This is a genomic window from Micromonospora sp. NPDC049559 (assembly GCF_040676675.1).
In the GTDB taxonomy this organism is placed as follows: domain Bacteria; phylum Actinomycetota; class Actinomycetes; order Mycobacteriales; family Micromonosporaceae; genus JBFAPK01.
In genome coordinates this window covers 167153-179166 of the sequence record NZ_JBFAPK010000012.1, presented here as the reverse complement: position 1 = coordinate 179166, position 12014 = coordinate 167153, and the positions used below count along the sequence as shown (strand labels likewise).

Annotated in this window: 9 protein-coding genes, 1 pseudogene and 1 riboswitch; of the genes and pseudogenes, 7 read left to right on the top strand and 3 right to left on the bottom strand. The window is 73.4% G+C overall.

What is annotated here, in order from left to right; genetic code table 11:
• The 5 genes and pseudogenes from AB0J86_RS16285 to AB0J86_RS16265 all read left to right on the top strand — a co-directional run.
• Positions 1-126: pseudogene (locus tag AB0J86_RS16285) on the top strand (methionine adenosyltransferase); the annotation flags it as partial.
• 322 nt (positions 127-448) lie between these two features.
• The gene (locus tag AB0J86_RS16280) at positions 449-2113 is read left to right on the top strand and encodes a heme peroxidase family protein (protein WP_363857725.1); all 1665 of its coding nucleotides are present in this window, start codon (positions 449-451) and stop codon (positions 2111-2113) included.
• Between the two features lie 195 nt (positions 2114-2308).
• Positions 2309-3148 carry a proteasome subunit beta gene (gene prcB / locus AB0J86_RS16275; RefSeq protein ID WP_363857723.1) on the top strand — a complete coding sequence of 280 codons (840 nt, stop codon included), beginning with the start codon at positions 2309-2311 and terminating at the stop codon, positions 3146-3148.
• A 191-nt stretch (positions 3149-3339) separates the two neighbouring features.
• Positions 3340-3483, top strand: a riboswitch (cyclic di-AMP (ydaO/yuaA leader).
• A gap of 460 nt (positions 3484-3943) precedes the next feature.
• Positions 3944-4789 (top strand): C39 family peptidase, encoded by an 846-nt coding sequence (locus AB0J86_RS16270; protein ID WP_363857721.1) that lies wholly within the window; start codon positions 3944-3946, stop codon positions 4787-4789.
• Between the two features lie 201 nt (positions 4790-4990).
• Positions 4991-5794 carry a TIGR02452 family protein gene (locus AB0J86_RS16265; RefSeq protein WP_363857720.1) on the top strand — a complete coding sequence of 268 codons (804 nt, stop codon included), beginning with the start codon at positions 4991-4993 and terminating at the stop codon, positions 5792-5794.
• Positions 5795-5817: 23 nt separating this feature from the next.
• Here AB0J86_RS16265 and mdlC read toward each other — a convergent pair whose 3' ends face one another.
• Complete coding sequence (gene mdlC, locus AB0J86_RS16260) at positions 5818-7419, bottom strand: benzoylformate decarboxylase (protein WP_363857718.1); 1602 nt, start codon at positions 7417-7419, stop codon at positions 5818-5820.
• A 126-nt stretch (positions 7420-7545) separates the two neighbouring features.
• Positions 7546-9228 (bottom strand): hypothetical protein, encoded by a 1683-nt coding sequence (locus AB0J86_RS16255; RefSeq protein ID WP_363857716.1) that lies wholly within the window; start codon positions 9226-9228, stop codon positions 7546-7548.
• A gap of 261 nt (positions 9229-9489) precedes the next feature.
• On the opposite strand from AB0J86_RS16255, the gene AB0J86_RS16250 reads away from it, so the two are divergent.
• Positions 9490-10551: a phosphatase domain-containing protein gene (locus AB0J86_RS16250; RefSeq protein ID WP_363857714.1), complete on the top strand. Its 1062-nt coding sequence runs from the start codon at positions 9490-9492 to the stop codon at positions 10549-10551.
• Here AB0J86_RS16250 and AB0J86_RS16245 read toward each other — a convergent pair.
• On the bottom strand, positions 10542-11174 hold the full coding sequence (locus tag AB0J86_RS16245; protein WP_363857712.1) for a pyridoxamine 5'-phosphate oxidase family protein: 633 nt from the start codon (positions 11172-11174) through the stop codon (positions 10542-10544). The genes AB0J86_RS16250 and AB0J86_RS16245 overlap by 10 nt on opposite strands.
• Before the next feature lie 169 nt (positions 11175-11343).
• Here AB0J86_RS16245 and AB0J86_RS16240 point away from each other — a divergent pair, with 169 nt between their 5' ends.
• Positions 11344-11919: a hypothetical protein gene (locus tag AB0J86_RS16240; protein WP_363857710.1), complete on the top strand. Its 576-nt coding sequence runs from the start codon at positions 11344-11346 to the stop codon at positions 11917-11919.
• Positions 11920-12014: the final 95 nt, after the last annotated feature.

The following is a 12014-nucleotide window of genomic DNA, read 5'->3' as shown; positions in this document are numbered from 1 at the left end:
TTGGATCTGTTGCGTCCGGTGTATCGGCAGACGGCGGCCTATGGTCACTTTGGTCGGGAGTTGCCGGAGTTGACGTGGGAGAACACGGACCGGGCAGCGGACCTGAAGTCGGCCGCAGGAGCCTGACCAGGCAATTCGGGGGTGGCCGGGGACCGGTGATCAGGTCTTTGGGCCACCCCGCCTTCCGGTGGCCGTCGCATCGTTGACAGTCAGTGGACCCCCTCGGTGTTCCGCTGCCAGTGTTGGGTCAAGTCGACCGAAGACCGGCGCGCGGAGCTGAACCAGGTCGGCCTGTTCGTACGGGGGATCCACATCGAAGCGGGCGCACCGTCCGGCGCATTTCCGCGGTTGCCGACCGGCCCGCTCACCAGCTCTTCAGTTCCACCCCGTGCCGATGCCAGCGTGCCGGTCGTCACGAGGGAAGGAAACGGGGCGGATGAAACGGCACATGCGGGAAGACTATTTCGTGGTGGGCGAGGGGTTGCTCTCCTTCGGCGAGCGGCGCGAACCGACGTGCCGACGCCCCTCCACCGCCGCCGAACTGCGTAAATTCCGATTCTCCCGGCTCGGACCGAAGGGCCGGCAACTCGACGAAGAGGTACGGGCCGCGCTCGCCGAGGCAATGGTCGCCGGCCAGTCGGCCGACTCGGACCCGGCCGTGCCGGCCGGCTTCACCTACCTGGGCCAGTTCGTCGACCACGACCTGACGATGGATGCCACGGCCGCCGCGCTCGGCTCCGAGGTGACCGTCGACGACCTGCTCCAGGGCCGCTCGCCGGCGCTCGACCTCGACTCGCTCTACGGGCGGGGGCCGGACGACCGCAACGACCGCCGCTTCTACGCCGACGACGGTCTGCACCTGCGCTCGGGCGCCACCGTCGGCGTACCCGGAGACGCCGAGACCATCCAGGACCGCGACGGCTTCGACCTGCCCCGGGCCGGTACCGGCTCGTCCAAGCGGGAGCGGCAGGCGGCGGTCGTCCCGGACCCGCGCAACGACGAGAACCTGGCCGTGGCGCAGCTGCACCTGGCCTTCATCCGCTTCCACAACCGGGTGGTGGACGAGCTGGCGTCGCGCCGGCTCTCCGGACCGGCGCTGTTCCGGGCCGCCCGCGACACCGTGGTCAAGCACTACCAGTGGATGCTGCGTACCGACTTCCTGCCCCGGATCGTCGCGCCCGAGGTCGTCGACGACGTCTTCACCAACGGCCGGCGGTTCTTCGAGGTCGCCCCCGGCTACGAGCACCGCGGCCGGGACCGCTGGGTGAAGCCGGGCGACCGGCCCACCATGCCGATCGAGTTCTCGGTCGCCGCGTACCGGCTCGGTCACAGCATGGTCCGCGAGGTCTACCAGTGGAACCGGGTCTTCAACTCCACCCCCGGCAACCAGCTTCCCGCCGGCACGCTGGAGCTGCTCTTCCGCTTCTCCGGCACCAGCGGGAACCTCTCGCCCGACGGCGAGCTGGACGACCCCGAGTCGGGCTCGCTGGAACGACTGCCCAGCAACTGGATCGCCGACTTCCGCCGCCTCTTCGACTTCCGGGAGGCGGGCCGCGACGACCTCGTCGTACCGACTACGGAGGCGGTGCCCGGGCTCAACCTGGCGCGCCGGATCGACACGCTGCTGGTGGACCCGCTGCGGAACCTGCCGCTCGGCTCCTTCGGCGACCGGGACGCCCGCCCGCCGGCGATCGAGCGGAACCTGGCCTTCCGCAATCTCACCCGGGCCGGCATGGTCGAACTGGCCAGCGGGCAGCAGATGGCCGAACTGCTCGACGTCGCGCCGCTCAAGCCGGACGAGATCCTGCACGGCGCGGGCGGGGCCACGCTGGACCAGCTCTCGGCCGAGCAGCAGGCGGAGCTGACCGGTAACACGCCGCTGTGGTTCTACATCCTGCGCGAGTCGGAGTTCAACCACGGCCGGCTCGACGGGGTGGGCGCCCGCATCGTCGCCGAGGTTTTCCACCGGTCCATGCAGGGCAGCCGTACGTCGATCCTGCGCGAGCCGGCATGGCGACCGACGTTCGGGCCGGACCGGGAGACGTTCCGCATGGTCGACCTGCTCCTCTTCGCCTTCCAGGGCAAGGCCGAGCTGCTCAACCCGCTCGGGTAGCTGAGCCGCCCCGCGACCGCGTCCGCGCCGGTCACCCGCCCATCCGGTGGGTGACCGGCGGCGGGCCGGGGCGGGGCCGTCCGGCATCGGCCCGCGGAGACGATCTCACTGTATTGTGTGGTTACCTCGCCGGGGCGCTCGCTCGCCCGGAACCTCGGTGGGCGTACGGCGGCCGGGCGAGGCGAGGGGGCGGTCGTGCCAGCGGGTCGTGACAAGTCCGGGCGGTTGCCCGCCGCGTTCGAGGTGGCCGGGTCGTCCTCGTTCACCGAGTTCCTGACCCGGGTGGCGCCCGAACTACTGCCGGGCCGGCGACCGCTGCCGGTCGGCTACGCCGGTGACCTGGCCCCGCACGCGACCACGATCGTCGCGCTGACCACCGCCGAGGGCGTGGTCGTGGCCGGCGACCGCCGGGCGACGATGGGGAACCTCATCGCCAGCCGTGAGATCGAGAAGGTCTACCCGGCGGACGGGTACTCGCTGGTCGGCTTCGCCGGTACGGCCGGGATCGGCATCGAGCTGATCCGCCTCTTCCAGGTCGAGCTGGAGCACTACGAGAAGATCGAGTATTCGATGCTCTCGCTCGACGGCAAGGCGAACCGGCTCGCCACCATGGTGCGCAACAACCTCGGGGCGGCCATGCAGGGGCTCGCCGCGATCCCGCTCTTCGCCGGCTACGACCCGGCCGCCCGTGAGGGCGAGCGGCCCGGGCGGATCTTCGGCTTCGACGTCGCCGGCTCGATCAACGAGGAGTCCGACTACGACGCGATCGGCTCCGGCTCGATCTTCGCGAAGTCCGCCCTCAAGAAGCTCTACCGGCGCGGCCTGAGCACCGCCGAGGCGGCCGAGCTGGCGGTCGAGGCGCTCTACGACGCGGCCGACGACGACACCGCGACCGGCGGCCCCGACCTCATCCGGAAGATCTACCCGGTGGTGATGTCGGCGACCGCCGACGGCACCCGCCGGTTCACCGACGAGGAGACCGGCGCCCTCGCCGAGGCCGTCGTCGCCCGCCGCGCGGAGGCCCTCTCCCGCTGATTGATCACGGTGCGTTTCCGGCCGTGCTGCTACCGTGACGGCCGGAATGCCCGGTTCTCGGCTTCTCCCGGCCCCGCCCAAAGCGGCGTGGGTCACGGTTTTGGCTGCTCAGGAGGGGTTGGCACGGGACGAAGCCGTTCAGTAGTGTCGGCCCGTCCGGTCCGGTGACTGGTCGCCACAGGGGCGGCGCCGGGGCGGACCCGCCGAGTCGTGCTGTGACGAGCCGGGGACCCACCGTAAGTCTGGGGTGAATCCCTCGGGCCAGTGGCCAGAGGGTAGGGCGACTTCCCGTCCGAATCCGTCAGCTAACCCGGTAGGCGGTATCGGAAGGAGAACACCTCGTGCAGTTCCCCCCGGGCTCCCGCCCGACCCCCCGATCTCCCCGTCGTGCCGTGCCCGTACCGCCGATTCCCGCGCCCGTAGCGGGCTCGGAGACCCTGGACCGCTAGGCCACGCCAGCGGCCCCTGGGCCTCGTACGGCTCCGCCGGGCTCGACGACCCGGCATCCACCTGGACACCCCACGGCTCCGCCACGCGCGGAGCGGGTGAGGCGCGCCCCGGCACCGACCGGTGGGCGCCGGCCGTGGTGATCTGAGCCGAACCGCGTACCGGGGGCGGGGGACGACCAGCGGGTTCCCGTGGTCCGCCACGTGGACCGCGCCGCGTCCACCCCAAGCTGGCCTGGCAGAAACGCCGTTCTCGATCTCGGTGCCGCGAGCGCCGTCCGCGCCGGACCCCGTCCGCGCGCCCGGGCCGCGTCGCGCCACCGGACCGCGGCAGATCTGTGGAGGACCGATGAAAGACCGCCTTACCCCGCGATTCAAGCAAGCGATGACCCGTACCCGCTTCCGGGTGGCGGCTGGCTCGGCCGCCGCACTCGCCGCGGCGCTCACCACCGGCCTGCTGGTGACCCAGACCGGTACGCCGTCCACCGGCCACGACGCCGCCGCGGTCTCCGTGGCGGACCTGGCGCACAGCAACGACCAGGCGCTCCGTCTCGACGGCGGCGCCGGAGCCGGCGCGGCGGCGCCCGCGACCAGCGCCCCCGAGCCGGCGACCAGCACCCCGGCGGCGAAGGCCGCCCCGGCCAAGCCGGCGGCCGCGAAGGCGCCGGCGAAGCCCGCGCCGCCCGCGTCGAAGGTGCTCGACTACGACTACCAGGCGCAGATCAACGGCTGGTACTGCGGCCCGGGGGCCACCCGGATCGCGCTCAGCGCCCGGGGCAAGGCGCAGAGCCAGGACGCCATCGCCGCCGCGCTCGGCACCACGATGAACGGTACGAACTCGGCCGAGGACACCACCCGGGTGCTCAACGACGTCCTGGGCGGCAACTTCTACTCGACCACCGCGATCCCGAACGACGGCGCCACCCCGGCCCAGATGGACCAGCTCCAGGCCGACGTGGTGCACGCGGTCAGCAACGGCTACGCGGTGGTCGCCAACATCGTCGGCTCGGCCACGGACACCGACGGCGGCTGGCACAGCTACGACGGCGGTCACTACCTGACGGTGGTCGGCTACCGGGACAACGGCCGTACCGTGCAGATCGCCGATCCGGCCTACGTCAACGGCGTCAGCTCGTACTGGATGACCACCATCGATCTGGCCAACTGGATCGGCACGCGCGGCTACTCCGCCTGACCGGTCACCCTCCCCACGACGGAAGCATCGGCGCGACCCGCCGGTGCTTCCGTCGTATCCGGACCCCGCCAGCGCCACAGCACCGCAACGGGCATCGGCCCCGGCTGCGCGGACGACGGCGGTAAATCCGTGTCGGCCGGAGTGCCCGCCCGGGTAGCCTCCCCGCGTGCGAGATTCGACCACGGCCGTACGGGAGGGCCGGTGAGCGGGCGGCTCCGCGAGATCGCCCGGCAGACCGTCGGGATCGCCGAGCGGGGGAGCTACCGTGCTCCGGACGGGACGGAGATCGACATTGCCGCCGAGGTGGCCGCCGCCGTCGGCGGTACCCGGCATCACCTGCCCGACGAGGAGTTGCCCCCGGCCGGCGCCCCCTCGGGCCCGCCGGTCGGCGAGGTGACCGGCGAGTCCACGTTGATGGCCGCCCGTCGGGCCGGTCCCGGCGCCGCCTGCCTGGTCTTCGCCTCCGCCAAGAACCCGGGCGGGGGATTCCTCGGCGGGGCGCGCGCCCAGGAGGAGAGCCTCGCCCGCGCCTCCGCGCTCTACGCCTGCCTGCGGACCGCGCCGGACTTCTACGCGTACCACCGGGCCCAGCGCGACCTGCGCTACAGCGACCGGGTCGTCTACTCGCCGGGCGTGCCGGTCTTCCGGGACGACCGGGGCGCCCTGCTCGACCGGCCGTACCGCACGTCCTTTCTCACCGCGGCCGCGCCCAACCTCGGGGCGATCCTGCGCAACCAGCCCGAGGACGCCGCCGACGTCCCGGCCGTGCTGCGCCGCCGGGCCGCGCGGGTGTTGCGGGTCGCCGCCGCGTACGGGCACCGCACGCTGGTGCTCGGCGCCTGGGGCTGCGGGGTGTTCCGCAACGACCCGTCCACCGTGGCCGACGCCTTCGCCGACGCGCTGCGCGCGGTGGACCGCTTCGACCACGTCGTCTTCGCCCTGCTGAACGGCCGGCCGGGTCACCGCGAGTACGACGCCTTCGCCCGCCTCGCCACGACGGCCTGAGCCGCCCCTGACGGCCCGGCGGCTCAGAGCAGCGGCGGGATCTCCTGGCTGATCGGCACCGCCAGTACCGACGGCCCGTCGCCGCGCCACCCCGTGCGCAGCGCATCGGCCAGCGCGTCCGCGGACTCGACGGTACGGGCCGCGCAGCCGTAGCCCCGGGCGATGCCGGGGATGTCGAGTCCCGGGATGTCCAGCGCGGGCACGCCCGGAGTGCGGCTGAACTCGGCGAAGGACTTGAGGATGGCGTACTGGTGGTTGACCGGTACCAGGAAGACGATCGGCAGCCGGTGCTGGGCGGCGGTCCAGAGCGCCTGCGGCGAGTACTGGAACGAGCCGTCACCGATCACCGCGAGCACGGGACGTTCCCGCCCGGTGTGCCGCTCGCCGAGGGCGACCCCGACGGCGGCCGGCAGGCCGTAGCCGAGCCCGCCGCTGGCGCTGCTGAAGTACGACGCCGGCCGGTTGATCAGCAGCCGGCGGAGCAGCATCTTCACGTTGGACGGGCTCTCGGTCACGAGTACCCCGTCGGCGGGCCACGCGGCGGCGAGCGCGGCGAAGAGGGCCTCGGGGTGCAGCGGCTCGTCGGGCGGCGGCGCCGGCGGCGTGCTGTGCGGGGACGGCAGCGGCCGGGTCGCCGCGGGCAACCGCTCGGCCAGGGCGGCGCAGGCCAGGCCGACGTCCCCGACCAGGCTCTCGCCGACCGGCGCCCGGGCGGCCTCCTCCGGATCGTCGGTGAGCTGGAGCAACACGGTCCCGTCGGGCAGGTAGCCCCGCTCGCCCGGCAGGTACGGGTAGTAGCGGAAGACCGGGGCGCCCACCACCAGCACCAGGTCGTGCCCGTGCAGGTGTTCGGTCAGCGGGCCGATCGCGGTCGGCAGGGTGCCCTGGAACTGCGGATGGTCGTGCGGGAAGCCGAACCGCTCCGAGAACGGCGGTGCCCAGACCGGTACCCGCAGCTTCTCCGCCAGCGCCAGCACCTCGTCCCAGGCGCCGCTGCGGTCGACCCCGGGCCCCGCCACCAGCAGGGGGTTCCGGCTGGCCGCCACGGCCTCGGCGCAGCGCCGCAGGTGCTCCGGGTCGGGGGCGACCCGGGTGCTCACCCGTCGGGCCGTCGGCACGCCGTCGGCGGTCTGCTCCCAGTCGTCCAGCGGGATCGAGAGGTAGACGGGTCCGGTCGGTGGTTGGCTGGCGACGGCGTACGCCCGCATCAGGGCCGAGGGCACGTCCTGGGCGCGGATCGGCTCGTGGCTCCACTTCACGTACGGCTGCGGCAGCGTGGTCGGACCGCGGTTGGTCAGCCGCGGTTCGATCAGGGTCATCATCCGGGTCTGCTGCCCCGCGGTGACGATCACGGGCGCCTTGTTGTGCCAGGCGGTGACGAGGCTGCCCATCCCGTTGCCGGTACCGGGCGCGGTGTGCAGGTTGACGTGCGCTGGCCGGCCGGTGACCTGCGCGTACCCGTCGGCCATCGCGACGGCCGAGGCCTCCTGCAGGGCCAGCACGTAGGTGAAGTCGGCGGGGAATCCGGTCAGGAAGGGCTCCTCGGTGGAGCCCGGGTTGCCGAAGACGGTCGTCATGCCGAGGGAGCGGAGCAGGTCGTAGGTCGCCTCACGGACCGTCGCCATCTGCCAGCGCCTCCTGAGTACCGTCGGCCACGGAAGTTGCACGGACGAAGACCCGCCTATCCGTCATACCGCATCCGACCATGATCAAACCGACGATCCATCGCGGGACCGGGGTCCGGCCGTGGCTCATCGTTGCCATGGCCGGACCGGCCGGTCGGGCTGGTAGATCCGGTACGGGCCGACGTCGGTGACCCGGGCGGCGACGCCGCGTTCCCGCAGGTGCTCCCGGAACGCCGTGTCGGCGGCCTCGCCGACGGTGAAGATGAAGGCTGGATCGGCGGCGGCGTTCACCCGCTCCGGGTACGGGTCGTACCGGTTCTGCCCGAAGCGCAGGCGCTCGCCGAGCACCGCGCAGACGACCCGCTCGTTCGTGTAGAAGATCAGCCGGTTGCAGGTCCAGTACTCGGCGTAGGTGTCCCGGATCCCGGCCCGCCGGACGGCCGTGGCCAGCGCCCGGGCCTCCGCCTCCTCGGCGCGGATCTCGCCGACGTGTTTCACCAGCACCGCCGTCGTGTAGATCATCGCCGCGACGGTGGCCGCGAGCAGCACGGTGGCGCCCCCGCCGGCGACCCGCCCCGTCCGGCGCGCCACCGCCCGCCCGCCCACCGGTGTTCGGGGCGCCCGGCGCCAGGCCGCGCGGGCCGTCACCCAGAGCGGCCAGAGCGCGGCCGGCAGGGAGATCTGCAACGTCGAGAGGTACCGCGCGCTGGCCAGCGGCGCGGTCGCGGCGAGCGCGTTGCGGGCGTACCCGGCCACGGTCAGCGCCGCGCCGACGACCAGGGCGAGCTGGGCCACGTACCCGATCCGGCGCGCCACCGCCGACCCGGCGTCCGGTTCGCCCGCGCCGGCGGCCGGGGTGCCGGGCCGCAGCAGCCCGAGCACCGCCAGTACGGCCGCGACCAGCAGCAGGAGCAGATAGAACGGCCCCCACCAGCCCTGCCAGGAGCGGCAGCCGTCGGGCCGGCAGACGCCGTGGGCGAGCGGGATGCCGGTCAGCACCGCGCCGCGTACCCGGTCGGGGAGCGCGGCCGGTTCGCTCTCGCCGTGACTGAGCTGACGGAACACCGAGAGCGAGTCCTGCCCCGGCGGGGCGGTGAGGTTGTCCGCGACGAGCGGGGCGAGGCCGATCAGGAAACCGAGCAGCACCAGCAGGCCGGCCCGGCCGAGCAGCCGCCGGTGGCAGCCGACCAGCAGCACCACCACGGCGACCGCGAGGTACGGCAGCACCAGCCAGTCGTTCCACAGGGCGAGGCCGGCGAGCAGCCCGAACGCGCTGAAGGCGAGCCAGGGGTGCCGGCCGCGCCCCTGGCCGAGCGCGACCGCCAGCAGCAGCAGCGCCACCACGGCGAGCTTGACCTCGGGCCGGCCGCCCACGGCGGTCATCTGGTCCCGGACCACCCGCTCGGAGCCGAGCGCGAGCAGACCCACGGTGAGGACGGCCAGCCAGGGGGAGTAGAGCCGGCGGGTCAGCCGGTACATCAGGTAGACGAAGGCCGCGTAGAGCAGCAGGAGCGGGGTGCGCAGCAGCGCCCAGGTCGGCTCGAAGAGCACGAAGAGCGGCGCGGCGAGGTACGACTCCAGGGTGCCCATGTAGTGCTGCCCGTAGAGGAAGACCGGGAAGTCCCGCCCCGCCGCGATGTGGATCGCGACCAGCCCGAAGGTCGCCTCGTCGCTGTTGGAGCCCGGCACGTCGAGGGCGACCAGGGCCGCGCGGTAACCGAGCCCGGCGAGCCCGAGGACGAGGGCCACCAGGGCCGGCCGGTCGAGCCGTGGCCGCGGTCGCGCGCGGTGTCGCTCTGCTCCTGACACGACCAACGCCCCCGTCGCCGCCTCGCCAGGAGTCTTTCACGGTCCGCCCGACGAATGGTGGCGAATCGGGGCGTTCTCCCCGGGCCGCGCCGCCGTCCAGCGTACGTTCAGCTGCCCTCAAGCCGCTGGTCGGCCGCGCTCCGCCCCGCGGTCGCCGGGCTGACTCGCCGCCCGTGACGACGCCCGCCGGGGGCCGGCGGGCCGCCCCCAGGGGCTCCTCCCGGATGGGCGAACGTTGATGATCTGTGGCAGGGTGGCAGCGTGTCCCTCACGCCCCTTGGTCGAGCGGCCGCTCCTCGCCTGCACCGGGCCGCCCGGATCGAGGACGCGGTGCACAAGTTCGTCGAGCGCCGGATGCGCCGTACCGGTTGGGATGTCACGCTGATCGCGTACACCGGATACGGCACGCCCGAGTGGATCCGCGTGATGGCCCGGGTCCTGCTGCGCCGGCCCGAGACGAAGCCCCGGCGGCGCGCCGCCAACGTACGCGGCTGGCGCAGCTTCGCCACCCTGCCGGCGAAGAACGTGCCGGTCCTGATCGAGGCGGGCGGCGTACGGCACGAGACCAACGCCGACCGCAGCGGCATGATCGACACCGTGGTCCGGGCGGAGCTGCCGAGCGGCTGGCAGACCGTGCGACTGAGCAGCCTCGACGCCGAACCGGTCGAGGCGCCGGTACGCATCGTCGAGCCCGGCGTACGCTTCGGCGTCATCTCCGACATCGACGACACGGTCATGGTCACCGCGCTGCCCCGGCCGCTGCTCGCCGCCTGGAACACCTTCGTCCTGGACGAGCACGCCCGGATGGCGGTACCGGGCATGGCCGTGCTCTACGAGCGGCTGACCCTCGCCCACCCGGGCGCCCCGGTGCTCTACCTCTCCACCGGCGCCTGGAACGTCGCGCCGACGCTGACCCGGTTCCTCTCCCGGCACCTCTACCCGGCCGGCCCGCTGCTGCTGACCGACTGGGGCCCCACGGCCGACCGCTGGTTCCGCAGCGGCCGGGAACACAAGCGCGCCACCCTGGCCCGGCTGGCCACGGAGTTCCCGGACGTCCGGTGGCTGCTCGTCGGCGACGACGGCCAGCACGACCAGGAGATCTACGCCGAGTTCGCGGCGGCCCACCCGGAGAACGTCGCCGGGGTGGCGATCCGGCGGCTCTCGCCGACCCAGTCGGTACTGGCCGGAAGCCTGCCCATTCCGCACGCCGGCGGGGCGCGGGCGACCGGGCGGGAGGGGCAGCTCTGGTTCTCCGCGCCGGACGGCGCCGGGCTCTGGCACCTGCTGGAGGAGTCCGGGCTGGTGGTACCGCCTCAGCCGTAGAGCCGCCGGGCGTACTCGGGGCCGTAGTAGCGCTCCAACTCCTCGATGCTGTCCGTCGGGCGCTCGACCGCCTTGGCGATCAAAGCACGCGACGGCGCCGCCTCCGGCTGCCAGGTCTCCGGCTTCCAGAGCTGGGAGCGCAGGAACGCCTTGGAGCAGTGGTAGAAGACCTCCTCGATCTCCACCACGATGGCGAGTACCGGCCGGTGCCCCTTGACGATCATGCGTTCGAAGAACGGCGCGTCCCGGACCAGCCGGGCCCGCCCGTTGATCCGCAGCGTGTCGCCCCGCCCGGGCAGCATGAAGATCAGCCCGACGTGCGGGTTCGCCAGGATGTTCCGGTAGCCGTCCGCGCGCCGGTTGCCCGGGCGCTCCGGGATCGCGATCGTGGTGTCGTCCAGCACCAGCGTGAAGCCGGCCGGGTCGCCCTTCGGCGAGACGTCGCAGGTGCCGTCCGCCCCGGCCGTCGCCACCAGGCAGAACGGCGAGGCGGCCAGCCACTGCTTGTCGTACTCGTGCAGGCTCGGTCGGTCCTTGCCGGCCACCTGCGGCAGCGGCGTACCCAGCAGCTCCCGCAGCTCCTCCGGGGACGCTATCTCCGTCCACTCGCTCGTCTGGGTCATCGTGACCTCCGCCCTGTTTCCGGCCGTGGCACGCCGGTCGTCACCGGCCCGCGCGGCCTGGTTCCAGCCGTCCCGCGTCCGCGCCGTCGGGGACCGGGGGTCCGAGCCCAGCCTAGATCAGGCGTCAACGGGGAAACGGCCGGCGGCGGGGCAGGTGCAGGATGTCCGCGTGTACTACTCCCTCACATCGCCGCTCCAGCGGCGGGTACCGGACCTCTTCGACTTCGTCTCCGCCCGGCCCGGCCGCTCCCACGAGGGGGTACGCCGGCGGATCTTCGAGACCCTCGTCCTCGGCCGGGGCGACGCGCGGTTCCTCGCGTACACCACCGTCGTCGTCCAGGCGCAGGAGGGGATCACCCCCGAACTGATCGCCGACGCGGACTACCTGCCCACCGTGGCCGGACCGCCGGTCTTCTCGGCGGCCTTCGCCGAGGCCACCCGCGACGAGCTGCGCGACGAGCTGGACTGCCATCCGTGCCTGGTGCGCTGCGGCGGTACGGAGTTCGGCGGCTTCGTGGTGGCGCGGGTGCGCAGGTTCCTCCCCCTGGTCGACCCGGAGCGCTCCGAATACTGGACCGGCGCGACCGGGACGCCGCTGTTGCGTACCCCGGTCTACCGTCCCGAGCTGGCGGAGAGCTTCCACCTCGCCCGGGACGTCGACCATCCCGAGGTGCTGGTCTGCGGCCCCCGGCTGGTGCGGCTGGTCGAGTCGAAGGGACTCCGGATCCTCTTCGACCCGGCCTGACCGCGCCGACGGCTCCCGGCCGCCGGACCTGCCGCCCCGCCCGGCTGCCACGCCCGACCGCCCCGCCCGGCCGTCGGACCGGCCGCCCCGCCCGG